The following is a 26,203-nucleotide window of genomic DNA, read 5'->3' on the forward strand; positions in this document are numbered from 1 at the left end:
CCTTCTGCCCGTAAAGGGGCGAAGGGAATATTCCGCACCGGTTCCTCAATCTCGACGTTGCGTTTGGCACGTCCCCTCGCCCCGCTTTTACGGGGAGAGGGTTTGGGTGAGGGGCAACCATCGCCGCCTTCGCGGCGCACTGCCGCAAGCTTTTCTGAATTTTTCCCACCCTCGTCACAAAACCCGAAAAAAGCCCGATTATGCCGGACATATCGATCCGCGCATCGCCGAATCTCCTGCCATCGATCTCCATCAATCGGGGCCGATCGAAAGCCTCTGGCAACGATTTCACAGTATGATGTGCATTCGAACGGGGACGTGACAGAAACCGCCCGGCAGGAGCGGTCATCATTCGGGGTCGGTTGTGACAATCTATCTGCCAATCGCAGAATTGTCGGTGAACATCTTCATCATTCTCGGCATGGGGGCAGCCGTCGGATTCCTGTCCGGAATGTTCGGCGTCGGCGGCGGCTTTCTCATTACCCCGCTGTTGATCTTCTACAATATCCCGCCTGTCGTCGCCGTCGCTACCGGCGCCAACCAGGTCGTGGCCTCGTCGATTTCGGGTGCGATCACCCATTTCCGGCGCGGCACGCTGGACGTGAAGCTCGGCACGGTGCTTCTGGTCGGCGGTCTTACAGGTGCCACGGTCGGCATCTGGATCTTTTCGCTTCTGCGCCGGGTGGGTCAGCTCGATCTCATCATCTCGCTGATGTACGTCATCTTTCTCGGCACGGTCGGCGGGCTGATGCTGCTCGAAAGCATCAATGCCATGCGACGGGCCGCACGCAACGAGCCGCCCATACCGCGCAAGCCGGGCCACCAGCACTGGGTGCACAAGCTGCCGCTCAAGGTGCGGTTCAAGAAATCAAAGATATTTCTCAGCGTCATTCCGATTATTGCGCTCGGCTTTGCGATCGGCATCATGACATCGATCATGGGTGTCGGCGGCGGCTTCATCATGGTGCCGGCGATGATCTACCTGTTGCGCATCCCGACCAATGTCGTGGTCGGCACTTCGCTCTATCAGATCATCTTCGTGACCGCCTATACGACGATCGTGCAGGCGGCGACCAACTTTTCCGTCGATATCGTGCTTGCCTTCATCTTGATGGTGGCGGGCGTCATCGGCGCGCAATATGGCGTGCGCGTCGGCCAGAAGCTGCGTGGCGAACAGCTGCGCGCGCTGCTCGGCCTGCTGGTGCTCGCCGTCGGCCTGCGTCTGGCCATCGCGCTGGTGGTGACGCCTGCCGACGTCTATTCAGTTGTGATGGGGACCGGCAACTGATGCGCCTGCTTGGGTCGATCCTGATGTTTCTTTGCCTGCTGCCGGCCGTCGCCGGCGCGCAATGGCTGCCGGGGCAGCCAACGGAGGCGGTGCGCGAAGGTCTTGAGATCGGCACGTCGACCAGCGAAATTGCTATCACCTCGGACTTCCACGGCGCGGATCTGACGATCTTCGGGGCGCTCTCGAACACCGATCAACTGCTGCTCGCCATCGGCCAGTACGACGTGGTCGTGGTGCTGGAGGGACCGCGCGAGGATGCGACGGTGCGCAAGAAGGAACGCGTCTTCGGCATCTGGGTGAACAGGCGCTCGATGACCTTCGAGGCGGTGCCGCACTCGTATTCGATGTCGAGCTCGCGGATGATCGACGACCTGACGACGCCGCTCGAACTGACCGATCAGGGGATCGGCATCGACCACATTCCGCTGACGCCGGTCGGCTTCGTCGGCGACGGCAGCAATCTCGGCGAGTTCCGTCAGGCTTTCCTGCGGCTGCAGCAAGGAGGCGCCCTTTACGACCGTAACCCGAGCGGTGTGCGGTTCGTTTCATCGAACCTGTTCAAGGCGAGCCTGCGCCTGCCGGCAAATATCCCGAACGGCGTGCACACGGTGCGGGCCTATCTGTTCAAGAGCGGCAGTCTCGTCACCGAAAAATCGCTGCCGCTGCGCGTCATCAAGACCGGCATCGAGCAGACGATCACCGATGCGGCCCATGATCAGCCGATTCTCTACGGCTTTGCGGCCGTGGCTCTCGCCGTCATCACCGGCTGGAGCGCCAGCCTGATCTTCCGCAAGGACTGATCCGGCACTCGACGGCAAAATCGTCGCGCTCGTCTCCTATCTCTTCAGGAAGGCGAGCCGCTCGTCGACGCGGGCCGGGGCAATTTCAAGAATATCGGCACTGACGACGCCTTCGGCTACGAAGGGATCCTGCTGAATCCGGGTTTCGAGTTCGGCGCGTGAGGTATTGTGCGCGACAACCGCTCCGCCTGCGCTCGGCTGAAGAGCGCCGGCCAGAAGAAAAATTCCATCATCGAAGCCGCGCTTGAGCCAGGCATTATGCGCCTCCATCAGAACGGGCGCTTTGGCCTTGCTGTCGGAGAATTTCAGTGTAACGAAAAACATTCAAGGGCTCCTTTAGGAAGGCTGTCGGGTAAAGGTTTCGGGAAAGAATGGTGTTCCGGGCCGCTGCGCCGCCACCCAGCTGCGCATGTTTTCTACCTCGTTTTGAACAAAGACCTGGTCGCGATAGGCGGCCGCGAGGGTGGCGACACCCTGGCTTCGCATCAGAATGTGCATGGCAAGCGCATCGGCATCCGCCTGCCGGCCGAAGGCAATGAATTGACGCGAGAGCCAATGGCGAAACAGATCAAAAAGCTCGGTGGCCCGGGCTTTGGCGATGTGATCGAGCTTGGCGAGTTCGTTGCAAAGCGTGCCGACCGGGCAACCATAGGCCATGATCTTCGTCTGGTTGACGACGAGAAGCTGGATGAAACTGAGAATGCGCTCCTCAGGCGCCTCGGATCCTGCTTCCCACACCTCGAGCATCGACCTGGTCTTGCAGAGACGATGGCTGATGACCGCATCGAGAATCTCGTCTTTGGTCTTGAAGTGGTAATAGAAATTTCCTCGCGAGAGTCCGACTACCCCTGCAATGTCGGCAAAGGACGTCGCTTCGAAACCCCGCTCGTAGAAAAGCCTGTCGGCCGCTTCCACAATCTGCAGTCGGGTGGCCGCAGCAACCATTTTCTTCCTCGTTCCTGGTCTCGGAGAAACTAACTCGACTTGTAGGTCAAATGACCTAGACAGGTTTAGGACAAGTGACCTAGCGCCGTCAAGGGCAAAGCTCGCAGCTCCGGCCGCCCGACTCTAACCGCTTGCATATCGCTATCGGTTGAACTATGTTAAACTGGTTGCGTATTGAAAGCGGTTTTACCCGAGGAGAATGAAAATGCGAAAGCTCGTTGTCTGGAATCTGATGACGCTGGATGGCTATTTCGAAGGAACAAAGCCGTGGGAGATCGACTTCCACAATCTCGCCTGGGGGCCGGAGCTCAAGCGCTATGCCGAGCAGTTCGGCGAAGAAGGCGATCTGCTGGTCTTCGGCCGCAAGACCTATGAGGGCATGGCCGCCTATTGGCCGACCGCCGAGGACGAAGACAAGATCAAGGCCTATATGAATGGCATTGCCAAGATCGCCGTCTCCAGAACGATGACCGAGCCCGGCTGGAACAATGCGCGGATCGTCAGCGATCCGATCCCCCAATTGACTCGGCTGAAGCAGGAGGCCGGCAAGACGATCTTCATCTTCGGGAGCGCCGCACTTGCCGACAGCCTGCTGAAGGCCGGCCTCATCGACGAGATCAGGGTTTGCGTGGTGCCGGTCATTCTCGGCGGCGGCAATCCGCTCTTCAAGCCGGCCGATGGCCAGTTGCCGCTGAAGCTCATCGGATCGTCGATGACGCAAAGCGGTGCGGTGATCCTGCGGTACGAGCCGGCCAAAGCGTAGTGGGCTGCAGATCATGGCTGTCCAGTTCCGGAGAGAAGACCCCTCAGAAAGCTCATATTCGACTAAAAACCGGTTTTTAATATTTACGAGTTAGTAATCTCTCGGAAACGAGAGGTTCTGTTATGCGTACTCGTATCGTTCTGACCGCCGTGTGTCTCGCGCTGCTTGCCGGCTGCGCGACGGCGCCGAAGCAGACGAGGAACATCTGCGCCGTCTTCGACCAGCGTGAAGGGCTCTTCTCCAGCTGGCAGAGGGCGGCCGAGCGGACGGAGAAGAAATACGGCGTTCCCGTGCCAATCCTGATGGCGACGATGTACACCGAATCCGGTTTCCAGCCCTATGCACGGCCGCCGCGCACCAAACTCTTCGGCTTCATTCCCTGGACGCGACCGTCGACCGCCTACGGCTATTCGCAAGCGCTCGACGGGACATGGGATCACTATCAGTCGCAGACGGGGAACTGGGCGGCGCGGCGGACGAATTTCACCGACGCGATCGATTTCATCGGCTGGTATCATTACCAGAACAGCGCCGAGACCGGCATTCCGCTCAACGATGCCTATAATCTCTATCTCGCTTATTATTCCGGGCCGACCGGATATAAGCGCGGCGACTGGCGCTCAAACGGGCAATTGCAGCAGACGGCGCAGAAGTTTGCGCGGATGGCGGCGACGTATCAGCAGCAGTTGCGGGGATGTGACTGAGGTCAATTGCGTGGCGTGTGGCACCCCATTCGGCCAAGCGCTACCCCCGCAAATTCCCATATCGGACCGAATAGACCCGATCACGCCCCAACAGATGCGCCACCAGCGACGGCTTGTCGAAAAGACCGTGCATCACCTTGTGGCCGAGATCGAGACCGCCGCTCATGACGCCGAAAGCCGGCATCAGGAGGCGGGCGCCGTCAGTGGCGAAACAGGGGCGGCGGATGGATCTTTCGCGCCGGCGCACGGTCGCCGAAGGATGGAGATGGCCGGCGATTTCGCCGCTCTGCAAGCCATTCCTGGGCTCATGGCGGAAGGCAAGGCCGGCATAATGCACTTCGTCGACCGAGGCGCCCGGCAGATCGACGACGCCATCGGGGTCGTGATTGCCATTGACCCAGATCCATTCGCGGCCGCGCGCCATCGCCACGATCAATGCGCGGAAATTGTCCGGCAGATGCGCGGAACCGACGCGGTCGTGGAAATTGTCGCCGAGCGAGACGACGAGCTTCGGGTCATAGCGAGAAATGACGGCGGCAAGCACGGTCAGCGTCGCCAGCGTATCATAGGGCGGCAGCATCATGCCGCGGCGCGCGAAAGCTGCGCCTTTTTCGAGATGCAGATCGGAGACGACGAGCAGGCCGGCATCCGGCAGATAGAGGGCGCCAAGCGGATCGCAAACGGCAGTAACGCCGTTCACCGATGTCTCGATGCCGGGGATGGCAGCCAGTCCGGAAATGTCGCGCGCCAGCGCCAGGCGGTTCATCACAGTCGTGTTTTTCCTCGTCGTCATCATGCCAGAGCTTCGGCGATCAGATCGTCTGCGGCTTCGGCCAATAGCGCGTCATGGGCCTCGCCCGGCACCGCCTCGCGTCCGATCTCCAGCATCACCGGCACGGCGAGCGGGGAAATATGGTCGAGCGGGCGATGGGTGATGTGGCCCCTGATTCGCATCAGCATATCGCCAAGACGGCTTATATCCAAAAGTCCCGTCGCCGCATCCTGGCGCGTCGCCTGCAGCAGGATGTGGTCCGGCTCGTGGCTGCGCAGCACGTCATAGATCAGGTCGGCGGAGACGGTGATTTGGCGGCCGCTCTTTTCCTTGCCCGGATGGCGGCGCTCGATCAAGCCTGCAATCACGGCGCAATTGCGGAAGGTGCGCTTCAACAGGAAGGATTCGGCAAGCCAAGCTTCGAGGTCGTCACCGAGCATATCAGCGTCGAACAGGTCGGAGAGGCTGAGGCGACCATTGGCGATCATCAGCCCCATGTCTTCCAGGCCCCAGACGGCGAGCGAATAATCGGTGGCGACGAAACCGAGTGGCTTGGCGCCCGCCCGTTCCAGGCGGCGGGTCAGCAGCATCCCGAGCGTCTGGTGGGCGAGACGGCCCTCGAAGGGATAGGCGACCATATAACCGCGGCTGCCGCGGGGGAAGGTTTCGATCAGGAACTCGTCGCGCTTCGGCAGCATCGACTTGTCGGTCTGCAGCGACAGCCAGTCACGCACCTGATCGGGCAGATGACGCCAGCGGTCGGGATCGGCGATCATCGCCCGCACCTGCTCGGCGAGATAGGTCGACAACGGGAACTTGCCGCCATTATAAGACGGGATCTTCGGATCGAGCGAAAAGGCCTGCGACGCCAAGCATTCGTTTTCACGAATGCCCTCGAAGCGCAGCACCTTACCGGAGAAGATGAAGGTGTCGCCCGGCGACAATTGCTCGAGGAAATATTCCTCGACTTTCCCGAGCGTGGCGCCGCCGCGGCCGATCCGGCCGCCCTCGCCGCGCTTGACCATGCGGATGTTCAACATCGGACTTTCGACTATCGTGCCGAGGTTGAGGCGGTATTGCTGGGCGACGGCCGGATTGGAGACGCGCCAGCGGCCCTCCTTGGTCTTACGGATGCGGGCGTAACGCTCGTAGGTCCGCAGCGCATAGCCGCCGGTTGCAACGAAATCGACGACACGCTCGAATGTCTCCCAGCTGAGATCGGCATAGGGCGAAGCACTGGTGATTTCATCGTAGAGTTCCAGCATGTCGAACGGTTCGGCGCAGGCCATGCCGAGCACGTGCTGGGCGAGCACGTCGAGCGCGCCGCGGCCGACGGGCGGCGTGTCCTGGGCGCCGATATAATTGGCGTCGAGGGCGGCCTGACACTCCATCACCTCGAAACGGTTGGCCGGCACGAGGATCGCCTTGGAGGGCTCGTCCATGCGGTGATTGGCTCGGCCAATGCGCTGGGCAAGCCGCGAGGCGCCCTTTGGCGCGCCGACATGGATGACAAGATCGACATCGCCCCAGTCAATGCCGAGATCGAGCGTTGAGGTGGCGACGACGGCACGAAGCCGGTTTTCGGCCATGGCAGCCTCGACCTTGCGGCGCTGGGCGACATCGAGCGAGCCGTGGTGGAGCGCGATCGGCAGATTGTCGTCATTGATCGTCCAGAGTTCCTGGAACAGCATCTCCGCCTGGCTGCGGGTATTGACGAAAAGCAGCGTCGTCTTGTGCTCGAGAAGCTGCCGGTAGACGTCGGGAATGGCATATTTGGCGGAATGGCCGGCCCAGGGAATGCGTTCCTCGGTCGCGAGGATCGAAATGTCTGGTTTGGCGCCGCCTTCGACGACCACAAGACCCGCATGATGCTCCCTCCCCTCCTCCTGGGCGACCAGCCACTTCTGCAGGTCCAGCGGCTCGGCGACGGTCGCCGACAGGCCGATTGTCTTGAGATCGGGGGCAAGGCGGCGCAGACGGGCAAGGCCGAGCGACAGCATATGGCCGCGCTTGGAGGTGACGAGCGAATGCAGCTCGTCGAGGACGACATATTTGAGATCCTTGAAGAAACGCTCGGCCTCGCGGTTCGCCAGAAGCAGGGCGACCTGCTCCGGCGTCGTCAGCAGAATATCCGGCGGGCTAAGCTTCTGGCGCTGGCGCTTGGCATTGGGGGTATCGCCGGTGCGGTTTTCTATCGTGACGGGCAGGCCCATTTCCAGAACGGGCTTCATCAGGTTGCGCTCAATATCGATCGCCAGCGCCTTCAGCGGCGAGACATAGAGCGTGTGGATGCCGGTGAAGGCGGAGCCGGGCGGAATGCGGCCGCGGCGGGTGAGATCGGTCAGTGAGGGCAGGAAACCGGCAAGCGTCTTGCCGGCACCGGTCGGCGCGATCAGCAGCGTGCTTTGGCCGGCCTCGGCGCGGGCGAGCAGCTCCAGCTGATGGGCGCGCGGGCGCCAGCCCTTTTCCGCAAACCAGCGGGTAAAGGCGGCAGGAAGCAAGGCGTCTGAATCGATCTGGTCCACGCCCTGAAGGTAGTGAAAAGCCGGCGAAAAAGAAGAGCAGGGCCGCCGCTTACATCGCGATATAGCGGTCTTTGCGGTGATTGATGGCAAGCGTCAGGTTGAGCACGACGGCGCCAAGCACCGAACAGGCGATGATGAAGGGGCTGGCGACGAAGAAGGAGAGCGCCAGCACGATGCCGTCGAAGCCGAGCTGGACAAGGCCGGCGCGCCAGCCGAAGCGATCCTGGATATAGAGGGCGAGGATGCCGATGCCGCCGAGGCTGGCGCGGTGGCGGAAGAGCGCCAGCATGCCGGCGGCGATGACGAGGCCGCCAAAGAGCGCACCCGCAACGGGATGGACATGCGTCACGCCGATGAAGCCAGGCACGAATTCCGACAGGACCGAAGTCAGCCCGATCGCGGCGAAGGTCTTGATGGTGAAGGCGGGACCCAGGCGGCGGAAGGCGAGATAATAAAAGGGCAGGTTTACCGCAAAGAAGCAGAGGCCGAAACTTATGCCCGTCGCGTAATGCGCCAGGAAGGCAAGGCCGGCGGTGCCGCCGGCAAGCAGCCCGGCGCCGGACAGAAGCGTCACTCCGAGCACGGCGAGCATGCTACCGGCGACGATGCCCTGGGCATCATCAAACAGCGAGTGGCGATCGGCGCTGGAATTCAGAAGGCCCGCGAAGGCGTTGGATGCCATGATGTTCCCCTATCGGCTTTGCCGTCTTCTATCCGGCGCAGGGATAAAGGCAAGCCGCGAGTCATCCTCTTGACACGGGCCATAATCATGGATATTTCTTATCCACGATTTGGAGATCACCTGCATGAAGATGAGCGATGGCGTCGAACAGGCCATTCACAGCGTTGCCATGCTGTCCGGCCTCTCCGAAGGCGGCGTGCTTTCGGCGGCTGCGCTGGCGGAATTCCACGGCGTGTCGACAAGCTATCTGCTCAAACATCTGCAGGCGCTGTCGGGCGCCGGCATCCTCGATACCGTGCCGGGGCCGAAGGGCGGCTATCGGCTGGCGAAGGCGCCGGCGGAGATTTCGCTGCTCGACATCCTGCTTGCCGTGGAGGGATCGGCGCCGGCCTTCCGTTGCGCCGAAATTCGCCAGCGCGGACCGAACCCGGTCTCCGACCGCTTCTTCGCCAAACCCTGCAACATCAGCGCGGCGATGCTCAGGGCCGAACGGGTCTACCGGGCCGAACTCGCCAAAACGAGCATTGCCGATCTCGGCATCGAACTCGCCGCCCTCGACGACGGATCGATCGCAGCCCGAGGCTGCGCTTTCCTTGAAATCCATGAACGCAAGACGGCTCGTTGAGCCCAACACAGGAGAAAGACATGCAACCCCGTTTCAACTTCGCCAAAGCCGCTCCGGATGCCTACAAGGCGGTCGCCGCACTCGAACAATATGTCCAATCTTCCGGGCTGGAGCGTCGCTTCATCCACCTGATCAAGCTGCGCGCCTCGCAGATCAACGGCTGCGCCTATTGCGTCGACATGCATGTGAAGGAGGCGCGCCACGACGGGCTCGGCGAGCAATGGATCAACCTGATGTGCGTCTGGCGGGAATCCCCGGTCTATGACCTCCGCGAAAGAGCCCTGCTCGGCTGGGTCGATGCCGTCACGAACATCGCCAAGACAGGCGCGCCCGATGCCGATTACGAGGCGCTGAAGGCGCATTTCTCCGAGGAGGAGATGACAAAAATTACCGTGGCGATCGGCGCGATCAATATCTGGAACCGGCTTGCCGTCGGCTTCCGCTCGCAGCATCCCATCGATCAGGCAACGAAGGCCGCTTGAGGGCAAAGCAAAGTGGCGACGGGGAACTGAGAGGTCGCGGCATATTCTCTTCTCGCTCGGGGTTCGGACGACGGTGGAGATCTGCCGCTCGACCGGGGTGCCGTCAGGCGGAAGGGCCCGCACGGCACAGTGTGGATCAGGAAGCATGACGCATCATCCGCTGCGCAGATGTAGAGTTTGGCAGAAACAGGTCCTCACGCTCCGTCATCCTCGGGCTTGACCCGAGGATCGACGTCCGCTGCAGATGGAGGCCCGCGCAGATCCTCGGGTCAAGCCCGAGGATGACGGAGAGTGGGGTGGCTTCTGGAGCAAGATAGCGACGAATACGGGCGTAGCTGCGACTTACGTGGGCTTCTCAACCTTCATCATCTGCCCCTTTGGGCCTGTGCCGGGGGAACTATAGGGCTCGCTCCAGCCACAGACGTCGGCGCGATTGACGGCGAGGGGAACATCCCGGCGACCGACCCGAAACATTCGGGTCGGTGGAATATTGCGTCACCTGCGATCCGCTGTGCGGACGGCAACGGCATCAAGGCCTTCCGAGAGGTCGATGCTGTTGAATATGTCGCGGACGACCTTGGTAATTTCCTCTGCGGAAGCGCCCTTGGCGTATTCTTCCTGCATGCGGCGTCTTACGAGTTTTTCCAAATCTGACATAGTTCACCTCATCAAATCCGGCGCGAGGGGAGTGTCGCGCCAGCGTCGCTCAGAGGCAAGTTACGATCTGTTTAGAATGGGTTACCGATTTGTAAGGTTTGAGCCTGGTCGTGGCGTGCCAAGGATGGCCAAGCCACCCTCACAGCGCGATATACCGATCGGACCGGTGGTTGATGGCGACGAAGAGGTTGAGGACGATGGCACCGAGCACCGAATAGAAGACGACGGGCGGCGTGGTGACGAAGAAGGCGGCGGCGAGAACGCACATGTCGATGGCGAGCTGGACGAGGCCGGCGCGCACGCCGAAACGCTCCTGCAGGTAGATGCCGAGAATGCCGACGCCGCCGAGGCTGGCGCGGTGACGATAGAGCGCCAACAGGCCGAAGCCGAGCAGCAGGCCGCCGAGAAGGGCCGCCCAGGCCGGATGGATGCTCGAAATCGAGAAGAAGCGCGATTGCACATCGGCGAGCACCGCGGTCAAGCCGATGGCGACGAAGGTCTTGAGCGTGAAGACCATGCCGAGGCGCTTCCAGGAGAGCCAAAAGAACGGCAGGTTGAGCATGAAAAAGGCAAGGCCGAAATTGACGCCGAAGGCATAATGCAGAAGGAAGGCCACACCGGCGGTGCTGCCTGTCAGAAGACCGGCACTGGCAAGCACATAGAGGCCGAGAGCGGAAATCAGGCTTCCGGAAAAGATACCTTGCACATCCTCGATCGGCGTGTGGCGCGTCGCGCTGGTATTCCAGACGCCAAGGGCATTGATGAGCTGTGTCATATCGCCAGTCTCCACGGCAGACGAGTTCGCGAGCGCCTCCGACGAAATTCCTGAGGCGGTCAGGTTTTTTGATATGAAATGAGCCGGAGGGCGCGGCCTATATCGCCGCGCTCTTGACGGATATCAGAGCAATATCAGCCTTCTGGCCTTGCGATCAAGTGAAATAGGTAAGCAATATTGACCTATTTGAAAATCGCAAGAAATGTTCGCTCACGCAGCCTTGCGCGTAAGGAACAGAATGCCGGAAACCGGTTTTCCGCCATCTTTGCGAATGACCGTCTTGACGATCTTGAGGATTTCAAAGCCGTGGCGGGAAAGCAGCTTGCTCACATAGGCTTCCGAATGGGCATAACGCAGCGACGGGGCGAGATGGAAAGCCTCTCCAACGCCCGCATCCTCAACGGAAAAGGCGAAATCCGCACCGGCGGCGGCGAGTTCACCGACGATCGAAAACACGCTCTCGAGATTGCCGAGATACATCAGCACGTCGGCTGCCGTGACGAGGTCGGCACGCCGGCGCCCGGCATCATCAAACAGGCCGGAGCGATCCGGCGAGAGCGAGAGGTCAGCCTGGGCGAGGCGATCATAGACCTGTTTTTCGCCGGCTTTGGCCAGCATGTTCTGCGAGAGATCGAAGCCTTCGAGACGGCCGGCGCGGGTGCGGATCTCGGGGCCGAGCAGCCCCGTGCCGCAGCCGAGATCGACGGCACATTCGTAAGCCCTGCCGGTGAAGGCGACGAGTTCTGCAAGCTTCTGCGGGACGGAATAATCGAGCTTGTCGACGAGGGCGGTGTCGAATCGGTCGGCATAATCGTCGAAGAGACGCTCGACATAGCGACTCGGCGGCCGGTTGGGCATGGCGGCGTCGCCGAGAAGAGCGAGTTTGAGGCTGGCGCCGAAAATATCGTCGGGATCAAGGATGAGTGCTCGGCGATAGGCCTCGATCGCGGCTTCAGCCCTACCCGCCTTTTCGCAATAGCTGGCGAGGCGGTACCAGCCGGCCGCCCAGGCGGGCGCGAGCTCGAGCGCCTGTTCCATCAACTCGGCAGCCGCGTCCGGCTCACCGCCCTCTTCGAGCATCCGGGCATAATCGGCGCGGCGATCGGCGATGACGTCGCCTGAGGAAAGCTGGTGGGGCTGCATGAATAGACCTGTTGGCTCTAACGCATGTCGTTGACGCAAAACCGCCGCGCGCTTTTGCGCGACAATGCGTTTGCCCGCATCTGGCGGCGGCCACAAAAAAACTCAAGTCCTATTTCACAGGCGAAGCGGCCAATCCCGGAAAGGGCTTGCGGGCGGCGCACCGCGACCTTATTCCAAGGGCAAACAGGAGATGGCGCATGTCCGATCAGGTGAACAGGTTCCTCGGCGATTCGCTCGGCCGCACATTGATTAAACTCATCGTGGTGTCGCTGATTGTCGGTTTTGTGATGACCGTGTTCGGCTTGACGCCATGGAACATCATCTATGGGTTCCGCGACTTCATCCTCGAGCTCTGGTACCGGGGCTTCGCAGCGCTCGGACGCGTCGGCGACTATCTTCTCCTCGGGGCGACGATCGTCATCCCGCTCTTCGTCATCCTTCGCCTTTTCAGCTATCGCCGGTAACATGACATCCATCGATTTTTCCAGACGCAGCTTGCTGCGCTTCTCCGGACTTGCGCTCGCCGCCGGCATCGCCGGCTGCACCACGACGCCGCGTCTTGCCGGCACGCCTTCGAACGGCGAGGACGAGACGACGAGCGTGCTGCCGCTCGTCAACCAGCTGAGGGCGAAGAACGGCCTACCGCCGCTTGAGGCCGATCCGGCGGCGCAGACGGCCGCTCTCTTCCAGGCCAAACGCATGGCGAGCGCCGGCAAAATGGCGCATCTGATCGGCATCACCGACAGCTTCGGCGCACGCGTCAAGGCGAGTGGGGTCAGACTGCCGGCGGCCGAAAATATCGCGTCCGGCCAGCAGAGCGTCGATGCCGTGGTGACCGCCTGGATCAATTCGCCGCATCACCTGGAAAACATGCTCGGACGTTATGGCGGGCTCGGCGTCGCCGTTGCCCATAATACGTCTTCCAGAAACCTGCCCTATTGGGCCATGGTGCTTTCCAGCCGAGGCGATTCTGCCTCAATATGAGGCCGGTATGGATACGCGCAGCAAGCACAACGCACTCGCTTTCGATGTGACGCACCGGCTGGTGCTGTCGCTTGCCATTCCGATGACGCTCGGCTTCCTGACGACGCCCATGCTTGGGCTGACGAACACCGCCGTCGTCGGCCATATGGGCGATGCGGAAGCGCTGGCGGGGCTGGCGATCGGCGCCATGCTCTTTGATCTCATTCTCGGCAGTTTCAATTTCCTGCGCGCCTCGACGACGGGGCTGACGGCGCAGGCCTATGGGCGGCGGGACCAGCACGAGCAGCAGGCGGTTTTCTCTAGGGCGATGATCTCCGCGCTTGCCTGCGGGCTGGCCCTCCTCTGTCTGTCGCCGCTGCTGAAGGTGGCGGGGCTGAAGCTGATGGGGGCGGAAGGGGCGATCGCCGAGGCCACCGGCACCTATTTCTCGATCCGCATCCTTGCTGCACCGGCCGCACTCGCCAACTACGCCATTCTCGGCTTCGTGCTTGGGCGCGGACAGGGCACTGCCGGGCTGCTGCTGCAGGGGCTGATCAACGGCATCAACATCCTGCTCTCCATCTATCTCGGCCTGTCGCTCGGCTGGGGCGTGGCGGGTGTCGCCTGGGGAACAATGGCCGGCGAGACGGTCGCCGCGCTTGCCGGGCTTCTCATCGTGCTTACCAGCTTCTCCACGGCGGAACGACCAGCCTGGTCCGAGGTCTTTTCCCGGCACCGCCTGGCGGAGCTCTTCGCGCTCAACCGCGACATCCTGATCCGCACCTTCGTGCTCATCGGCGCCTACGCCATCATGACGCGCATCGGCACTAGCTTCGGGGCGGTGACCCTTGCCGCCAATGCCGTGCTGATGAATTTCTTCCTGCTATCAGGCTATTATCTCGACGGGCTTGCCAATGCCGCCGAGCAGATCACCGGCCGGGCGGTCGGCGCCCGCTACCGACCGGCCTTCGATCGCGGGCTAAAATTGACTACCTTTTGGTCCTTCGGCCTGGCGGCAATCATTTCGGCCTTCTTCTTCCTCGCCGGACCGTGGCTGATCTCGGTGCTGACCACTTCGCCGGAGGTGCGGCAGGCGGCCGAAACCTATCTGCCCTGGGCGGCGGTGACAGGCCTGACGGGGGCGCTCGCCTTCCTAATGGACGGCGTCTTCATCGGCGCGACCTGGTCGGCCGACATGCGCAACCGGATGCTGATGTCCTTTGCCGGCTATCTCTTAACGCTCGCCGTTTTCGTGCCGCTCTTCGGCAATCACGGCCTGTGGCTCGGCATGAACGCCTTCCTGCTCTTCCGCGGCTTCTTCCTCGCCATGCTGGTCAGGCCGCGGGCCGATCAGATTTTCCGCACCGCCCAGTAATCCAGCCTGCTGTCGCGCAGCTCGCGGATCGAACCGGCTTTCTCGCGGTCCATCAGCCCCGAAAGACCGCGCACGATGTCGCCGGGCAGGCCGGGGCCTTCATAGACCATGCAGGAATAGAGCTGCACGAGATCGGCGCCCGCCCGGATCTTCTCCAGCGCGGTCTCGGCCGAGGAGACGCCGCCAACGCCGATGATCGGCAAAGCTGGACCGACACGCTTGCGCATCCTGGCGAGCACCGCCGTCGATTTTTCGAAAAGCGGCACGCCGGAGAGGCCGCCCGCCTCCTTGGCCTGGCGCTGATCCCTGAGGCCCTCGCGCGACAGTGTCGTATTGGAGACGATCAATCCATCCAGCGCATGCGCGAGCGCTTCGGCGGCAATGTCGTCCATGCCTTCCTCGGTCAGGTCGGGGGCGATCTTCAGAAAGACGGGGATTTTCCGGCCGGATGTTTCGGCCATCTCGTCGCGTGCCGCAAGCACGGCCGACAGCAGTGCCGCGAGGCTTTCGCGCGCCTGCAGGTCGCGCAGGCCGGGCGTATTCGGCGAGGAGATGTTGGCGGTGAAATAGCGGGCGACGGAGTAAAAGCGGCGGATGCCGGCGACATAATCGGCAATACGGTCGTCGCTATCCTTGTTGGCGCCGATATTGACGCCGACGATGCCTCTGTCCTTCAGCGCGGCGAGGCGGCCGAAGGCAGCGTCATGGCCCTCATTGTTGAAACCGAGGCGGTTGATCACGCCTTCATCCTCGATCAGGCGGAAGATGCGCGGGCGCGGATTGCCGGATTGCGGCTTCGGTGTCACGGTGCCGATCTCGGTAAAGCCGAAGCCGAGCTTCAGCAGCGCCTCCGGCACCTCGGCATTCTTGTCGTAGCCCGCCGCCATGCCGAGCGGGTTTTCGAAGGTGAGGCCGGCGACGGTCTGGCGAAGCCGCGGATCCGGAGTGATGCGGCAGGCAGGAACGAGGCCCGATTTCAGCGCGGCGATCGACATGCCATGCGCCGTTTCCGGATCGAACAGGAAGAGACCTTTGCGGGCGATGCGCTTGAAGGGATCGATCATGCTGCGAGCTCCGGAAAGACATGGGCACCGTTCTCATCGAGCGGCAGCGGCTCCTCTGAGAGGACGGCGGCCAGCGGCAGATCGGCGTAAAGATGCGGGAAGAGGTCGCCGCCGCGCGAGGGCTCGAAGACGAGCTTGTCACCGAAGCCGCTGCCGTCGACGGCAATCAGCAGCAGTCCGGTTTGCCCGGCAAAATGCAGGGCAGCGGTCTGCTTCACCTGGTCGGCCGTCGAAAAATGAATGAAGCCGTCCTTGAGATCGATGCCGGCGCCATGAAAAACACCGCTTTGTCTGGCTTGCTGCCAGAGCGTTTCCGTCACGATCTTGTAAAGGGTCGGTGTCACGGTCATCATGGCCTCGTAATTGCTGGTCCTCAGGTCATGAGCGCTTTGCCGGAAAGAGGCGGCGATGTCCACGCCCCGGCGCTCAAAAACAGGGCCAGCACCGGCAAAACCCGGAGGATGAGACGATGAAGATTTTGGTTCTCACGTTTGTTATCGGTCTCCTGCCGCTGGCGGCCGCGGCGGCCGAGACCGATGCGACCCGGTTCCAGCTGGAGAAGAGCGGCGACCATTTCGTCCGGCTCGACCGCCAGACCGGCGCCATGTCGATTTGCCAGGATAAGGACGGCGCCCTCGTCTGCCGGATGGCGGCCGACGAGCGTGCCGCCTATGAGGACGAGCTCGACCGGCTTTCAGAGCGGGTGACCAAGCTGGAACAGGCAGGCCTCATCCAGCGAGCGCTGCCGAGCGACGCCGAGATCGACCGCTCGATCAGCATCATGGAGCGGATGATGAAGAGTTTCATGGGGATGGTGAAGGAGTTCCAGGCCGACGAAAAGGCCGATCCCCTTCCGCAGAAGACATGATCTGATATAATCAGATCAGAAAGCCTGCATGCAACGCTGAGGGGACGGCGCGCATGCCGGCAGGATCGGACTCTTGGGAGGGAGTTTTCGATGCAGGAACAGACCATCATCATCGCGGACGATCATCCACTGTTTCGCGATGCGCTGCGCCAGGCGGTGATCGGCATGGAAGGCCGGCAGACGATCGTTGAGGCCGGTGATTTCGCCGCCGCCCGCACGGCTGCAGGCGCAAATCCGGATGCTGATCTGATCCTGCTCGATCTCGCCATGCCCGGCGTCAGCGGCTTTTCCGGCCTGATGGCGCTGCGCGCCGAATTCGCCAGCCTGCCGATCGTCATCGTCTCGGCGACCGACGACGCGACGACGATCCGCCGGGCACTGGAACTCGGCGCTTCCGGCTTCATTTCCAAATCCTCCGGCATCGAAGACATCCGCCGCAGCATCCAGACGGTGCTCGCCGGCGATATCGCCACGCCCGAAAGTTATCGCGACGGCCAGGAGCAGGATCCCGACGTCGCCGATCTGATCCGCCGCCTGCACACGCTGACGCCGCAGCAGAGCCGGGTGCTGACCATGCTGGCCGAAGGCCTGCTGAACAAGCAGATCGCCTATGAACTCGGCGTCTCCGAGGCGACGATCAAGGCGCATGTCTCCGCGATCCTCCTGAAACTCGATGTCGACAGCCGCACGCAAGCCGTCATCCAGCTCGGCAAGATCAACATGGCGATGGTGGCCTGAGGGCGGCCGAAACCGCCGATAGCAGGATTTTATTCCTCCTTTACCTTTACGGGCGCCGCCCGGTCGGTTACTATTCCGTCCGTAGATTTAAAGCGTTAGAGCGTCCTTTGTGCGTGCGAACGGACGCACGGCGCTCTAAAGTGCGGCCTGAGAGTGGCTATGCTGTCACACGAGCAGATCTGGGAGGCGATCGACAGGCTTGCCGCAAGGCATGAGCTGACGCCCTCCGGTCTTGCGCGCCGCGCCGGGCTCGACCCTACCTCGTTCAACAAGTCGAAACGGCTTTCCCCCGATGGGCGGCTGCGCTGGCCGTCGACGGAATCGATCGCCAAGGTGCTCGACGCCACGGGGGCGAGCATGGAGCAGTTTCTCGCCTTCCTCCGGCCGGATGCAAGCTCCTCCGGACAGTCGGCCCGACCGCACGACGCGTTTCCGCCGCAAGCCGGCTCCATTCCGTTGCTCGGCTTCGCCCAGGCCGGCGCCGGCGGCTTCTTCGATGATGGTGGCTTTCCGGTCGGCCAAGGCTGGGACGTGGTGGATTTTCCGGCCACCCCGTCGCAGAAGTCAGGCGTCTACGCGCTTGAGGTGCAGGGCGAGAGCATGATGCCGCTCTATCGCGACGGCGATGTGCTGATTGTCGAGCCCGGGGCGCAGGTGCGCCGCAACGACCGCGTCGTCGTGCGCACATGCGCGGGCGAAGTGATGGCCAAGGTGCTGCTGCGCCAGAGCCCGCGGTCGATCGAGCTGATGTCGCTCAATCCCGAACACCCCAACCGCACGCTCGACCTTTCCGATGTCGATTGGATCGCCCGCATCATCTGGGCCAGCCAATAGGAAGATATTCCATGCGCCCTGCCGCCGTCTTTACAGGTATCTCGGGGATGGCGGTGGTGGTCGGGCTGCTGATGGCAGGCGAAGCGAGGCTTCGCGGCGACACCGCCGGGAAAGAGGCTGCACCCGTAGAGGAGACGGCAGCCGCAGCGCCGGATGCTGCCCCCCAAACCGCCGAAGCGGCGGCGACGATATCTGACGAACGCGCCGAAATGATCGCCCGCTCGGTGGAACCGGCGGCCCCGGCCCCTCCGGCGGCGCCTGATGGTACGGCGCCCAAACCCGCCACCAGCACGCAACAAGCAGCGCCAGCCGCCAGCGAAACGGCAAGTCCCGCCGAGAAAGAGGCGATGGAGCTGCCGAGGCCGTTGGTCGAAAGTGCCGGCAGTCTTTCCTTCGGCGAGCGCAGGCTGCATCTTGCCGGCATCGTCCCCACACCGGCCGACAGGATATGCGGGCCGGCAGGCCGGCAATGGCCTTGCGGCATGATGGCGAAGACGGCGCTGCGCCAGCTCTTGCGCAACCGCAATGTCAGCTGCGACCTCGACACGGTCGAATGGAAGGGAACGGCGATCGCCGCCTGCCGGCTCGGCACGCAGGATCTCGGCGCCTGGCTCGCCGAAAACGGCTGGGCGGAAGCAGAGGCGGGTTCGCCGCTTGCATCAGTCTCGGAAAAGGCCAGACAAGCAGCAAAAGGCATATATGGCGCCGATCCGCGCCGCAAATAGCCGGCTCGCCATGACAGGGGATCGCCCGCCCTGCAAGACGGCCGATCCCTTGTAATGGCCGTCGCCAATTCCTAATCTCGGCTGATCGAAAAAGGAATCACCGATGAACAAGCCGCTTTCCGCCCATGACGCCCTGATCTACGTGATGGTGATGGCATCCGCCGTCGACAGCACGATGAACGACCGGGAAATGACGAGGATGGGCCAACTGATCGGCTTCCTGCCGGTTTTCAAGGATTTCGATGACGATAAATTGATTCCGATAGCCCGTGACTGCGCCTCGCTGCTGGCCGGGCCCGAGGGCCTCGACGTCGTTCTCGAGACCGTGCGCGATACCCTGCCGGCAAAACTCTACGACACGGCCTATGCACTTGCCGTCGAAGTGGCCTCCGCCGACCTCTCGGTCAAGGCGGAGGAACTGCGGCTGCTCAGCCTGCTGCGTGACCGGCTCGGGCTCGACAAGCTCACCTGCGCGGCGATCGAACGCAGCGCGATTGCCCGCTTCCGCAAGGGCTGAGGGCTCAGTAGAGCCCGTAGGGAAAATAGCGCAGATAGATTTCCTGCAGGCGGCCGCTGCGCGACAGCGCGGCGAGCGCATGGTCGATGGCCGAGGTCAACACGCTGTCCTTCTGTCGCAGCATGATCGTCATGCCCTCGCCGAGGAAATGTTCCGAGAGGTAGGGGCCGTCGAAGAGTGCGCAGCATCTATCCGAGGCCGGCGACGAGACCCAGAAGGAAAGCTGCAGCGCATCGGCGAAGGCGGCATCGACCTTGCGGTCCTTCAGCGCCGCAAGCAGGGAGTCCTTCGTGTCGAAGGGCTGGGCTTTCAGCGCTGGGAAAAAGGCAGCCAGCATCGCCTCATGCACCGTCCCCTTCACGACACCGACGGGGTGGCCGGCAAGGGCCGCCGCCGTCTTGCCGTCGACCGGCACCGCGAGGTTGCGCACGAAACGCGCCGGCAGCATCAGATAAGGCCGGGAGAAGACGAACTGCCGGCGCAGATCCGGGGTCACCGCAAGGCCGGCGATGACGGCATCACCCTGCGAGGCGGCGAGCGCATCCTTGAGATCGGCGAAAGGGATCGCCTGGATCTGGCACTTGTCCGAAATCTCCAGCTCGCCGCAGATTTCACGGGCGAGATCGACGTTGAAACCGGAAAGCTTGCCGTTCTGATCGGTGAAATTGAAGGGCGGGAAATCGACCGAGGTCAGAAAGCGCAGGCGGACCAGCGAGGATAGATCGGGTCGGGCCAGGCGCTCGCGCGCGTCGAAGAGCAGCGGCAGCGAGGGGGCAGCCTGCTGGGCGGATGCGGCAAAGCCGGAAAACAGCGATGCCAGAAACAGGCCGACTGTTAGAAAAGCCCTGAGAGTCGGGGATGCCTGCTGGGGGACAATCATCGTGATCCAGTCTCGGGATTCGGCGCGAAGCGTTGCGGGGTCGACGAGATGTAACAGAGTCATGGCCGGCGTGGAATATCTCTGGGAGTGGAGGGAACGGATCAGGCTCTCTTGGCCGCTGGCGGGGGACCTCCTGCTCCCCTCAAAATTGGGTGCGCTACGCCTGCGCGCGTTAGCGCGGAATTAAAGAATATCGCCTCTATTTATCGCGACGACACGAGGCCCTCGCCAGCCGATTGCATGATGCATGCGTCACTCCATTTTCCGGCGCCGCGACAATCAGGCAGCGCTCTTTACAGATACAATTTTCCAAACACCGGACGCGCGGCGCGCCCGGCAAATCGGGTGACATTTTCCATGTTGAAGCATCTGAAAATCCGCACCAAGATCATTTCGGTCGTGGCGCTGCTCGGGCTGATCACGATGGCGGGGCTGGTCTATGTCATCGCCGAGTTCCGCCGGGCGGACGCCGCCTATAGCATCTTTATCGATCATGAGGCGCACGCCTCGATGCTGAGCGCGCGGGCCAGCGCCTCGGTCGTGGCCTCGGTGCTGCAGGTTACCCTGGTCGCAGAGATGCAGCCCGATACGGCGACGTACCAGACGGCGCTTGCTACACCAAGCAAGCTGCCGCAGGCCCGCGACCGGATGAAACAGGCCCTCGCACTCCTTCCGAGCCGCAAGGCGGCGATCGACGAAATTCAGGCAGGCATCGATGAAATCGAAGCTTTGGCCAATAAGATCATCGAGCAGAGCAAGGGCAAGGATCGCGCTGGCGCACTCGCGAATGTCGCGCTGATCAATGCCAAACTCGATGCGCTGACGCCGAAGATGATCGCCAACAATGATGCGATGATGGCGATGCTCAACGACGGCGGCGACGCGCTGTCTGATTCCGTCAACGGGCGGATCACCTTCTCTTTCATTCTGATCGGTTTCGCCGTTCTCACCGCGATCGGTTGCGGCGTCGCCGTGGCGCAGAAGGGCATTGCCGGCCCGATGACGAGGCTCAGCCTGCGCATGACGCGGCTTGCCGATGGCGACACCGACAGCGATATCAGCGGCCTCGATCGCCGCGATGAAGTCGGCCAGATGGCAAAGGCGGTTTCGACCTTCCGCGACAACGCGATCGAGCGTCGCCAGATCGAGGCCCGCGCCGAGGCAGACCGCAGCGTCAGCGACGGCGAGCGACGCGAACGCGAGGCGCAGAAAGCTCGTGAGGCAGCCGAGCTCGAACGCGCCGTCGCAGCACTCGGCGATGGCCTGCGCCGCCTTGCCGCCGGCGATCTCGCCTCGCATATCGGCGAACCCTTCGTCGCCCATCTCGATGCGCTTCGTCAGGATTTCAACCACTCGCTCGAGAAGCTCAACGAGACCATGCAGGCGGTGGGAGCCAACGCGCGGGCGATCGGCGCCGGCGCCAACGAGATCCGTTCTTCCGCAGACGAGCTCTCCCGGCGGACGGAACAGCAATCGGCCTCCGTCGAAGAGACCGCGGCGGCGCTGGAAGAGATCACCACGACAGTGCGCGACGCCGCCAAGCGCGCCGTGGAGGCAAGTCAGCTCGTCAGCCGCACGCGTCTCGGCGCCGAAAAATCCGGCGAGATCGTCCGCAGGGCCGTTTCGGCCATGCAGGAGATCGAAAAGTCCTCCGGCGAAATTTCCAATATCATCGGCGTCATCGATGACATCGCCTTCCAGACTAATCTGTTGGCCTTGAATGCCGGAGTCGAAGCCGCGCGCGCCGGCGAGGCGGGCAAAGGTTTTGCCGTCGTCGCGCAGGAAGTGCGCGAGCTCGCGCAGCGCTCGGCCAATGCCGCCAGGGAGATCAAATCGCTGATCACCAATTCCGGCTCGCATGTCCAGACCGGCGTCACGCTGGTCGGCGAGACCGGCAAGGCGCTTAATGTGATCGTCACCGAGGTGCAGGAGATCAACCAGCACGTCCACGCGATCGCCGAGGCCTCGCGCGAGCAGTCGATCGGGCTGCAGGAGATCAACACCGCGGTCAACACCATGGACCAGGGCACGCAACAGAATGCGGCGATGGTCGAGCAATCCACCGCCGCCAGCCACAACCTTGCCACGGAGGCGGCCGCGCTCAACACCCTGCTCGGGCAGTTCCGGCTGACGGGCACCGGCGGTTTTGCCGCCGCCGCACCGGTCACGTCTGCCCGGCCACCGATCGCAGCACCGCGCGCGGCCGCGCGTCCGGCGGTAAGAGCAGCCCCGATCCGCATCGCCAAGGAAGGGACGGCGCACCCCGCCACCTCACCGGCCCGCGCGCTCGGCCAGACCCTCGCCAACGCCTTCGGCGCCGGCAGTAGCAGGCCGAAAAGCCAGGATGGCGACTGGACGGAATTCTGAGCCGACCAAGGCAAGTACCATACGGCGTTCCACGCGGCACTTCCCCAAGGAGTGAAGGCGGAGACGCCGTTTCATCTGGTGCGCCTGTTGCGATCGGGAGTAAGATTGCGGCATTCGGCGCATCGGAAGGGATCGACATGAAACCGGCAGTCATCGGCCTCATCGGCATTCTCGCTCTCGCGGGGTGCAACACCGTCAGCTACAGCGGACCGGGCCTCGAACCTATTCCGGGCAGCATCACCTATAATGGCCAGCCGCGCAGCAAGCTCACCAAATCCCCGCCCGGCTCCAGCTTTCCGCATAATTTCATCGATCAGTACGGCCGGGAGGTGGAGGAAACCTACATCATCCAGCCCGACCGAAGCCTGATCATCGCGCATCGGCGGTACAAGCCGATACGGTTTTTCGGGGATTAGGGCTTAGTCAGCATCGAGTTTGCGGGAAATGGAGCGGGTGAAGGGAATCGAACCCTCGTATTCAGCTTGGGAAGCTGCTGCTCTACCATTGAGCTACACCCGCGATGCGCTGAGATTTCCAACAGATAGGGGCCGCTGTCAAGTCGCGACCCTCCGGCAGGCGTCAGATGCGGAAGTGCTTCGAGAGCTTGAGGCCCTGAGCCTGGTAGTTGGAGCCGAGGCCGGAGCCGTAGAGGCTGGCGGGTTTTTCCTGCATGTGCTCGTAGACCAAGCGGCCGACGATCTGGCCGTCTTCGAGGATGAAGGGCACTTCGTGGCTGCGCACTTCGAGCACGGCACGGCTGCCGCGGCCGCCGGCCGGCGCATGGCCGAAGCCCGGATCGAAGAAGCCGGCATAGTGGACGCGGAATTCGCCGACCAGCGGATCGAAGGGGGTCATCTCGGCGGCATAATCGGGCGGCACGTGCACGGCCTCGCGCGAGACGAGGATATAGAACTCGTCGGGATCGAGGATCAGCTCGTTGCGGCCACGGCTGTAGAGCGGCTCCCAGAAATCGAAGATATCGTGCTGGTCCTTCTCGTCGACATCGACGACGGCGGTGTGGTGCTTGCCGCGATAGCCGATCAGCCCGTTCTTGTCGCCGGTGAGATCGATCGACAGCGCGATGCCGCCGCCCGACACGTTCGGCTGCTTGCTGGCGACCAGCGTCTCGCTTTCATGCAGCTTCAGAAGTTCCGGCTCGCCGAGCACGGACTGGCCGACGCGGAAGCGGATCTGCGACAGGCGCGAGCCGCGGCGCACGACGATCGGGAAGGTGCGCGGGCTGATTTCGAGATAGAGCGGGCCCGAATAACCTGCCGGGATCTTGTCGAATTCCTGGGCGTAGTCGGTGATGACGCGGGTGAAGATATCGAGCCTTCCGGTCGAGCTCTTCGGATTGGCCGAGGCCGACATGTCGGCCGGCAGCGCCAAGCTCTCCATCAGCGGCACGATATAGACGCAGCCCGTTTCGAGCACCGCGCCCTGGGAAAGGTCGATCACGTGCAGGCTGAGCCGGTCCAGCTTGTCCGACACCAGATGCGAGGGGCCGGGCATGAAGGAGGCGCGCACGCGAAAGGCCTTGCTTCCCAAGCGCAGGTCGAGGCTTGCCGGCTGGATCTGATCGCGGTCCAGCTCCCGCTCGGAGTTCAGACGCCCCGTTTCGAACAGCGCCGCAATCGCGCGGTCCGCCAGAATTCCCGTTTCGCGAGCCATCATGCCCCATCCATCATTTTGCCGCCGACAAAACCAAACTCGGGGAATTGACGCAAGCAGCTAACAGCAGTATTGCAGAATTATCCCGTGGTGATTTGGCCGGTCGGCTTGCAGCCACGTTAAACAAGTGGCTAAAAAGACCGGGTTGAAACCGGTCTGCTTTTGCGGCCGGTTTTTTTGTTATGTGAAGGTGATGGCATGAGCAAGACCTGGCGCCCCGCAACCCAACTCGTCCATGGCGGCACGCTGCGTTCGCAATATGGCGAAACGTCCGAGGCAATCTATCTCACGCAAGGGTTCGTCTATGACACGTCGGAAGCGGCCGAAGCCCGCTTCAAGGGCGAAACGGACGGCTTCATCTATGCTCGCTACGGCAGCCCGACCAACGACATGTTCGAAAAGCGCATGTGCATGCTCGAAGGTGCGGAAGACGCCCGTGCCACCGCCTCCGGCATGGCGGCCGTCACCGCCGCCGTCCTATGCCAGGTCAAGGCGGGCGACCACATCGTCGCGGCGCGCGCCCTCTTCGGCTCCTGCCGCTGGGTGGTGGAAACTTTGGCGCCGAAATACGGGATCGAATGCACGCTGGTCGACGGCCGCGATCTCGCCAACTGGGAAAAGGCCATCCGGCCGAATACCAAGGTGTTCTTCCTGGAAAGCCCGACCAACCCGACGCTCGAGGTGATCGACATATCAGGCGTCGCCAGGCTCGCCAATCAGATCGGCGCCAAAGTTGTGGTCGACAACGTCTTCGCAACGCCGCTCTTCCAGAAGCCGCTCGAACTCGGCGCCCATATCGTCGTCTATTCCGCCACCAAACATATCGACGGCCAGGGGCGCTGCCTCGGCGGCGTCGTGCTGTCGGACAAGGCGTGGATCGACGAGAACCTGCATGACTATTTCCGCCATACCGGCCCGGCCATGTCGCCGTTCAATGCCTGGACGCTTCTGAAGGGCATCGAGACGCTGCCGCTGCGCGTGAAACAGCAGACTGAGAATGCCGCGAAGATCGCCGACTTCCTGGCCGAGCAGGGCAAGGTCGCCAAGGTGATCTATCCCGGCCGCAAGGATCACCCGCAGGCCGACATCATCGCCAGGCAGATGACCGGCGGCTCGACGCTTGTTGCCTTCGAACTGAAGGGCGGCAAGGATGCCGCCTTCGCGCTGCAGAACGCGCTCGAGATCATCAAGATCTCCAACAATCTCGGCGACAGCAAGAGCCTAATCACCCATCCGGCGACGACGACGCACAAGAACCTGACGGAGGAAGCGCGTGCCGAACTCGGCATTTCTCCGGGCACAGTGCGCCTTTCGGCCGGCATCGAGGACACGGAAGACCTGATCGACGATTTCGCGCGGGCGCTTGCCAAGGTCTCGGCCTGACCAACGACAATGGCGGCCGGGCTTCATGCGCATCCGGCCGCCCGTTCCGGGAACAAGTTCACCCGCGCTGGCGTTGCGAAGTAAAATTAACGCTGACAATTAGGCTTAATGGTCGAAAACCATACGATCATGAGCATTTGACAGCTGATCAACGTTCCGTTTCTTGACGGGCAGGGCCTTCTTATAAGATACGGGTAACATATCTTGACTATGGTGCAAGGCATGTATCGCGCCCTCACAAGAGATATCGAAGTCGTGGTCGAACCGTTCTATCTGGAGGAGCAATCCGATCCGGAAGACGATCGCTATGTCTGGGGTTACCGGATTGTCATCAGCAACAATTCCGGCGTCGCCGTCCGCCTGGTCAACCGCTACTGGAACATCACCGACCAGAACGGACAGGTGGACGAGGTGACCGGTCCGGGGGTCGTCGGCGAACAGCCGCGGCTCAGCCCGGGCGACAGCTACGAATATTCTTCCGGCTGCCCGCTCGACACGCCGTCAGGGCTGATGTTCGGCCATTACCAAATGGAAACGGATGAAGGCGAGCTGTTCGATGTCGACATCCCTGCCTTCTCGCTGGATTCGCCGGGTCTGCTGCGCGTGCTCAACTGAGGCGAGGCCCCCGAATGGATGTCCCCCTAGTCACGTCATGAA

Annotated in this window: 30 protein-coding genes, 1 tRNA gene and 1 riboswitch; of the genes, 18 read left to right on the forward strand and 13 right to left on the reverse strand. The window is 62.4% G+C overall.

Annotated features, from left to right (window positions below; all coding sequences use genetic code 11):
• Positions 1 to 364 precede the first annotated feature (364 nt).
• Together GA0061105_RS07225 and GA0061105_RS07230 are read left to right on the forward strand one after the other, a co-directional pair.
• Complete coding sequence (locus GA0061105_RS07225; protein ID WP_064693702.1) at positions 365 to 1,288, forward strand: sulfite exporter TauE/SafE family protein; 924 nt, start codon at positions 365 to 367, stop codon at positions 1,286 to 1,288.
• Positions 1,288 to 2,088: a TIGR02186 family protein gene (locus tag GA0061105_RS07230; protein WP_092749109.1), complete on the forward strand. Its 801-nt coding sequence runs from the start codon at positions 1,288 to 1,290 to the stop codon at positions 2,086 to 2,088. The genes GA0061105_RS07225 and GA0061105_RS07230 overlap by 1 nt, the downstream gene beginning before the upstream one ends.
• 36 nt (positions 2,089 to 2,124) lie before the next feature.
• Here the strand turns inward: GA0061105_RS07230 and GA0061105_RS07235 are convergent, their stop codons facing one another.
• Together GA0061105_RS07235 and GA0061105_RS07240 are read right to left on the reverse strand one after the other, a co-directional pair.
• Positions 2,125 to 2,412 (reverse strand): YciI family protein, encoded by a 288-nt coding sequence (locus GA0061105_RS07235; RefSeq protein ID WP_092749110.1) that lies wholly within the window; start codon positions 2,410 to 2,412, stop codon positions 2,125 to 2,127.
• Between the two features lie 12 nt (positions 2,413 to 2,424).
• A complete protein-coding gene (locus GA0061105_RS07240; protein ID WP_092749112.1) occupies positions 2,425 to 3,033 on the reverse strand; it encodes a TetR/AcrR family transcriptional regulator in 609 nt (202 codons plus the stop codon).
• Positions 3,034 to 3,238: 205 nt separating this feature from the next.
• On the opposite strand from GA0061105_RS07240, the gene GA0061105_RS07245 reads away from it, so the two are divergent.
• Together GA0061105_RS07245 and GA0061105_RS07250 are read left to right on the forward strand one after the other, a co-directional pair.
• On the forward strand, positions 3,239 to 3,796 hold the full coding sequence (locus GA0061105_RS07245; RefSeq protein WP_092749114.1) for a dihydrofolate reductase family protein: 558 nt from the start codon (positions 3,239 to 3,241) through the stop codon (positions 3,794 to 3,796).
• A 122-nt stretch (positions 3,797 to 3,918) separates the two neighbouring features.
• Positions 3,919 to 4,500, forward strand: a complete 582-nt coding sequence (locus GA0061105_RS07250) for a transglycosylase SLT domain-containing protein (protein ID WP_092749116.1) — start codon at positions 3,919 to 3,921, stop codon at positions 4,498 to 4,500.
• 40 nt (positions 4,501 to 4,540) lie between these two features.
• Here the strand turns inward: GA0061105_RS07250 and pdeM are convergent, their stop codons facing one another.
• Genes pdeM through GA0061105_RS07265 form a run of 3 tightly spaced genes read right to left on the reverse strand, consistent with a single transcriptional unit; the run spans position 4,541 to position 8,479 of the window.
• Positions 4,541 to 5,266 carry a ligase-associated DNA damage response endonuclease PdeM gene (gene pdeM / locus GA0061105_RS07255; protein ID WP_092749118.1) on the reverse strand — a complete coding sequence of 242 codons (726 nt, stop codon included), beginning with the start codon at positions 5,264 to 5,266 and terminating at the stop codon, positions 4,541 to 4,543.
• A gap of 26 nt (positions 5,267 to 5,292) precedes the next feature.
• A complete protein-coding gene (locus GA0061105_RS07260) occupies positions 5,293 to 7,797 on the reverse strand; it encodes a ligase-associated DNA damage response DEXH box helicase (RefSeq protein ID WP_092749120.1) in 2,505 nt (834 codons plus the stop codon).
• Between the two features lie 49 nt (positions 7,798 to 7,846).
• On the reverse strand, positions 7,847 to 8,479 hold the full coding sequence (locus GA0061105_RS07265) for a YitT family protein (protein ID WP_064693695.1): 633 nt from the start codon (positions 8,477 to 8,479) through the stop codon (positions 7,847 to 7,849).
• Positions 8,480 to 8,603: 124 nt separating this feature from the next.
• Between GA0061105_RS07265 and GA0061105_RS07270 the strand changes: the two genes are divergently transcribed.
• Complete coding sequence (locus GA0061105_RS07270; RefSeq protein ID WP_064693694.1) at positions 8,604 to 9,104, forward strand: RrF2 family transcriptional regulator; 501 nt, start codon at positions 8,604 to 8,606, stop codon at positions 9,102 to 9,104.
• 20 nt (positions 9,105 to 9,124) lie between these two features.
• A complete protein-coding gene (locus GA0061105_RS07275) occupies positions 9,125 to 9,586 on the forward strand; it encodes a carboxymuconolactone decarboxylase family protein (protein ID WP_092749122.1) in 462 nt (153 codons plus the stop codon).
• Positions 9,587 to 10,081: 495 nt separating this feature from the next.
• Here GA0061105_RS07275 and GA0061105_RS32805 read toward each other — a convergent pair whose 3' ends face one another.
• From GA0061105_RS32805 to GA0061105_RS07285, 3 genes are all read right to left on the reverse strand, one after another.
• Positions 10,082 to 10,243 (reverse strand): hypothetical protein, encoded by a 162-nt coding sequence (locus GA0061105_RS32805; RefSeq protein WP_156668571.1) that lies wholly within the window; start codon positions 10,241 to 10,243, stop codon positions 10,082 to 10,084.
• Positions 10,244 to 10,382: 139 nt separating this feature from the next.
• On the reverse strand, positions 10,383 to 11,018 hold the full coding sequence (locus GA0061105_RS07280) for a YitT family protein (protein WP_092749124.1): 636 nt from the start codon (positions 11,016 to 11,018) through the stop codon (positions 10,383 to 10,385).
• 210 nt (positions 11,019 to 11,228) lie between these two features.
• Entirely contained in the window at positions 11,229 to 12,161 is a 933-nt protein-coding gene (locus GA0061105_RS07285) for a class I SAM-dependent DNA methyltransferase (RefSeq protein ID WP_092749126.1), read from the reverse strand.
• Between the two features lie 197 nt (positions 12,162 to 12,358).
• Here GA0061105_RS07285 and GA0061105_RS07290 point away from each other — a divergent pair, with 197 nt between their 5' ends.
• From GA0061105_RS07290 to GA0061105_RS07300, 3 genes are read left to right on the forward strand one after another with little or no spacing between them, the layout of a single operon-like run.
• On the forward strand, positions 12,359 to 12,625 hold the full coding sequence (locus GA0061105_RS07290; RefSeq protein ID WP_064693689.1) for a DUF6460 domain-containing protein: 267 nt from the start codon (positions 12,359 to 12,361) through the stop codon (positions 12,623 to 12,625).
• A gap of 1 nt (position 12,626) precedes the next feature.
• Positions 12,627 to 13,145, forward strand: coding sequence for a CAP domain-containing protein (locus GA0061105_RS07295; protein WP_064693688.1), 519 nt, complete (start codon positions 12,627 to 12,629; stop codon positions 13,143 to 13,145).
• Between the two features lie 7 nt (positions 13,146 to 13,152).
• Complete coding sequence (locus GA0061105_RS07300; RefSeq protein WP_092749128.1) at positions 13,153 to 14,499, forward strand: MATE family efflux transporter; 1,347 nt, start codon at positions 13,153 to 13,155, stop codon at positions 14,497 to 14,499.
• Here the strand turns inward: GA0061105_RS07300 and GA0061105_RS07305 are convergent.
• Both GA0061105_RS07305 and GA0061105_RS07310 read right to left on the reverse strand, forming a co-directional pair.
• The gene (locus GA0061105_RS07305; protein ID WP_092749130.1) at positions 14,475 to 15,563 is read right to left on the reverse strand and encodes a quinone-dependent dihydroorotate dehydrogenase; all 1,089 of its coding nucleotides are present in this window, start codon (positions 15,561 to 15,563) and stop codon (positions 14,475 to 14,477) included. The two genes, GA0061105_RS07300 and GA0061105_RS07305, sit on opposite strands and share 25 nt — an antisense overlap.
• Positions 15,560 to 15,913 (reverse strand): DUF952 domain-containing protein, encoded by a 354-nt coding sequence (locus GA0061105_RS07310; protein ID WP_092749722.1) that lies wholly within the window; start codon positions 15,911 to 15,913, stop codon positions 15,560 to 15,562. Before GA0061105_RS07310 ends, GA0061105_RS07305 begins: the two co-directional genes overlap by 4 nt.
• Before the next feature lie 119 nt (positions 15,914 to 16,032).
• On the opposite strand from GA0061105_RS07310, the gene GA0061105_RS07315 reads away from it, so the two are divergent.
• From GA0061105_RS07315 to GA0061105_RS07335, 5 genes are all read left to right on the forward strand, one after another.
• Entirely contained in the window at positions 16,033 to 16,431 is a 399-nt protein-coding gene (locus GA0061105_RS07315; RefSeq protein WP_064693685.1) for a hypothetical protein, read from the forward strand.
• 90 nt (positions 16,432 to 16,521) lie between these two features.
• On the forward strand, positions 16,522 to 17,169 hold the full coding sequence (locus GA0061105_RS07320) for a response regulator (protein ID WP_092749132.1): 648 nt from the start codon (positions 16,522 to 16,524) through the stop codon (positions 17,167 to 17,169).
• Between the two features lie 159 nt (positions 17,170 to 17,328).
• Positions 17,329 to 18,003 (forward strand): S24 family peptidase, encoded by a 675-nt coding sequence (locus GA0061105_RS07325; RefSeq protein WP_092749134.1) that lies wholly within the window; start codon positions 17,329 to 17,331, stop codon positions 18,001 to 18,003.
• Between the two features lie 11 nt (positions 18,004 to 18,014).
• Positions 18,015 to 18,728, forward strand: coding sequence for a thermonuclease family protein (locus GA0061105_RS07330; RefSeq protein WP_092749136.1), 714 nt, complete (start codon positions 18,015 to 18,017; stop codon positions 18,726 to 18,728).
• Positions 18,729 to 18,831: 103 nt separating this feature from the next.
• A complete protein-coding gene (locus GA0061105_RS07335; RefSeq protein ID WP_064693681.1) occupies positions 18,832 to 19,245 on the forward strand; it encodes a tellurite resistance TerB family protein in 414 nt (137 codons plus the stop codon).
• A 4-nt stretch (positions 19,246 to 19,249) separates the two neighbouring features.
• On the opposite strand, the gene GA0061105_RS07340 is transcribed toward GA0061105_RS07335, so the two are convergent.
• The gene (locus GA0061105_RS07340; RefSeq protein WP_092749138.1) at positions 19,250 to 20,125 is read right to left on the reverse strand and encodes a transporter substrate-binding domain-containing protein; all 876 of its coding nucleotides are present in this window, start codon (positions 20,123 to 20,125) and stop codon (positions 19,250 to 19,252) included.
• Between the two features lie 357 nt (positions 20,126 to 20,482).
• Here GA0061105_RS07340 and GA0061105_RS07345 point away from each other — a divergent pair, with 357 nt between their 5' ends.
• Positions 20,483 to 22,492 (forward strand): methyl-accepting chemotaxis protein, encoded by a 2,010-nt coding sequence (locus tag GA0061105_RS07345; protein WP_092749140.1) that lies wholly within the window; start codon positions 20,483 to 20,485, stop codon positions 22,490 to 22,492.
• 137 nt (positions 22,493 to 22,629) lie between these two features.
• The gene (locus tag GA0061105_RS07350) at positions 22,630 to 22,908 is read left to right on the forward strand and encodes a hypothetical protein (RefSeq protein ID WP_092749142.1); all 279 of its coding nucleotides are present in this window, start codon (positions 22,630 to 22,632) and stop codon (positions 22,906 to 22,908) included.
• A 29-nt stretch (positions 22,909 to 22,937) separates the two neighbouring features.
• Here GA0061105_RS07350 and GA0061105_RS07355 read toward each other — a convergent pair.
• A tRNA-Gly gene (locus GA0061105_RS07355) sits at positions 22,938 to 23,011 on the reverse strand.
• A gap of 60 nt (positions 23,012 to 23,071) precedes the next feature.
• On the reverse strand, positions 23,072 to 24,166 hold the full coding sequence (locus GA0061105_RS07360; protein WP_064693677.1) for a 2'-deoxycytidine 5'-triphosphate deaminase: 1,095 nt from the start codon (positions 24,164 to 24,166) through the stop codon (positions 23,072 to 23,074).
• Between the two features lie 74 nt (positions 24,167 to 24,240).
• A riboswitch (SAM riboswitch) is annotated at positions 24,241 to 24,319 on the forward strand.
• Positions 24,320 to 24,361: 42 nt separating this feature from the next.
• Here GA0061105_RS07360 and GA0061105_RS07365 point away from each other — a divergent pair.
• Together GA0061105_RS07365 and apaG are read left to right on the forward strand one after the other, a co-directional pair.
• Complete coding sequence (locus GA0061105_RS07365; RefSeq protein WP_092749144.1) at positions 24,362 to 25,546, forward strand: O-succinylhomoserine sulfhydrylase; 1,185 nt, start codon at positions 24,362 to 24,364, stop codon at positions 25,544 to 25,546.
• A gap of 222 nt (positions 25,547 to 25,768) precedes the next feature.
• Positions 25,769 to 26,161, forward strand: coding sequence for a Co2+/Mg2+ efflux protein ApaG (apaG, locus tag GA0061105_RS07370; protein ID WP_064693675.1), 393 nt, complete (start codon positions 25,769 to 25,771; stop codon positions 26,159 to 26,161).
• The last annotated feature ends 42 nt before the right edge of the window (positions 26,162 to 26,203 follow it).

It is taken from the genome of Rhizobium aethiopicum, assembly GCF_900094625.1.
Classification (GTDB): domain Bacteria; phylum Pseudomonadota; class Alphaproteobacteria; order Rhizobiales; family Rhizobiaceae; genus Rhizobium; species Rhizobium aethiopicum.

What these genes read in the sequence shown, in the direction of transcription:
- GA0061105_RS07230 (WP_092749109.1), top strand. Translation starts at nt 1,288, where the DNA reads ATGCGCCTGCTTGGGTCGATCCTGATGTTTCTTTGCCTGCTGCCGGCC.
- GA0061105_RS07235 (WP_092749110.1), bottom strand. Translation starts at nt 2,412, where the DNA reads ATGTTTTTCGTTACACTGAAATTCTCCGACAGCAAGGCCAAAGCGCCC.
- GA0061105_RS07240 (WP_092749112.1), bottom strand. Translation starts at nt 3,033, where the DNA reads ATGGTTGCTGCGGCCACCCGACTGCAGATTGTGGAAGCGGCCGACAGG.
- GA0061105_RS07245 (WP_092749114.1), top strand. Translation starts at nt 3,239, where the DNA reads ATGCGAAAGCTCGTTGTCTGGAATCTGATGACGCTGGATGGCTATTTC.
- GA0061105_RS07250 (WP_092749116.1), top strand. Translation starts at nt 3,919, where the DNA reads ATGCGTACTCGTATCGTTCTGACCGCCGTGTGTCTCGCGCTGCTTGCC.
- pdeM (WP_092749118.1), bottom strand. Translation starts at nt 5,266, where the DNA reads ATGAACCGCCTGGCGCTGGCGCGCGACATTTCCGGACTGGCTGCCATC.
- GA0061105_RS07265 (WP_064693695.1), bottom strand. Translation starts at nt 8,479, where the DNA reads ATGGCATCCAACGCCTTCGCGGGCCTTCTGAATTCCAGCGCCGATCGC.
- GA0061105_RS07270 (WP_064693694.1), top strand. Translation starts at nt 8,604, where the DNA reads ATGAAGATGAGCGATGGCGTCGAACAGGCCATTCACAGCGTTGCCATG.
- GA0061105_RS07275 (WP_092749122.1), top strand. Translation starts at nt 9,125, where the DNA reads ATGCAACCCCGTTTCAACTTCGCCAAAGCCGCTCCGGATGCCTACAAG.
- GA0061105_RS32805 (WP_156668571.1), bottom strand. Translation starts at nt 10,243, where the DNA reads ATGTCAGATTTGGAAAAACTCGTAAGACGCCGCATGCAGGAAGAATAC.
- GA0061105_RS07280 (WP_092749124.1), bottom strand. Translation starts at nt 11,018, where the DNA reads ATGACACAGCTCATCAATGCCCTTGGCGTCTGGAATACCAGCGCGACG.
- GA0061105_RS07285 (WP_092749126.1), bottom strand. Translation starts at nt 12,161, where the DNA reads ATGCAGCCCCACCAGCTTTCCTCAGGCGACGTCATCGCCGATCGCCGC.
- GA0061105_RS07290 (WP_064693689.1), top strand. Translation starts at nt 12,359, where the DNA reads ATGTCCGATCAGGTGAACAGGTTCCTCGGCGATTCGCTCGGCCGCACA.
- GA0061105_RS07295 (WP_064693688.1), top strand. Translation starts at nt 12,627, where the DNA reads ATGACATCCATCGATTTTTCCAGACGCAGCTTGCTGCGCTTCTCCGGA.
- GA0061105_RS07300 (WP_092749128.1), top strand. Translation starts at nt 13,153, where the DNA reads ATGGATACGCGCAGCAAGCACAACGCACTCGCTTTCGATGTGACGCAC.
- GA0061105_RS07305 (WP_092749130.1), bottom strand. Translation starts at nt 15,563, where the DNA reads ATGATCGATCCCTTCAAGCGCATCGCCCGCAAAGGTCTCTTCCTGTTC.
- GA0061105_RS07310 (WP_092749722.1), bottom strand. Translation starts at nt 15,913, where the DNA reads ATGACCGTGACACCGACCCTTTACAAGATCGTGACGGAAACGCTCTGG.
- GA0061105_RS07315 (WP_064693685.1), top strand. Translation starts at nt 16,033, where the DNA reads ATGAAGATTTTGGTTCTCACGTTTGTTATCGGTCTCCTGCCGCTGGCG.
- GA0061105_RS07320 (WP_092749132.1), top strand. Translation starts at nt 16,522, where the DNA reads ATGCAGGAACAGACCATCATCATCGCGGACGATCATCCACTGTTTCGC.
- GA0061105_RS07325 (WP_092749134.1), top strand. Translation starts at nt 17,329, where the DNA reads ATGCTGTCACACGAGCAGATCTGGGAGGCGATCGACAGGCTTGCCGCA.
- GA0061105_RS07330 (WP_092749136.1), top strand. Translation starts at nt 18,015, where the DNA reads ATGCGCCCTGCCGCCGTCTTTACAGGTATCTCGGGGATGGCGGTGGTG.
- GA0061105_RS07335 (WP_064693681.1), top strand. Translation starts at nt 18,832, where the DNA reads ATGAACAAGCCGCTTTCCGCCCATGACGCCCTGATCTACGTGATGGTG.
- GA0061105_RS07340 (WP_092749138.1), bottom strand. Translation starts at nt 20,125, where the DNA reads ATGATTGTCCCCCAGCAGGCATCCCCGACTCTCAGGGCTTTTCTAACA.
- GA0061105_RS07345 (WP_092749140.1), top strand. Translation starts at nt 20,483, where the DNA reads ATGTTGAAGCATCTGAAAATCCGCACCAAGATCATTTCGGTCGTGGCG.
- GA0061105_RS07350 (WP_092749142.1), top strand. Translation starts at nt 22,630, where the DNA reads ATGAAACCGGCAGTCATCGGCCTCATCGGCATTCTCGCTCTCGCGGGG.
- GA0061105_RS07360 (WP_064693677.1), bottom strand. Translation starts at nt 24,166, where the DNA reads ATGATGGCTCGCGAAACGGGAATTCTGGCGGACCGCGCGATTGCGGCG.
- GA0061105_RS07365 (WP_092749144.1), top strand. Translation starts at nt 24,362, where the DNA reads ATGAGCAAGACCTGGCGCCCCGCAACCCAACTCGTCCATGGCGGCACG.
- apaG (WP_064693675.1), top strand. Translation starts at nt 25,769, where the DNA reads ATGTATCGCGCCCTCACAAGAGATATCGAAGTCGTGGTCGAACCGTTC.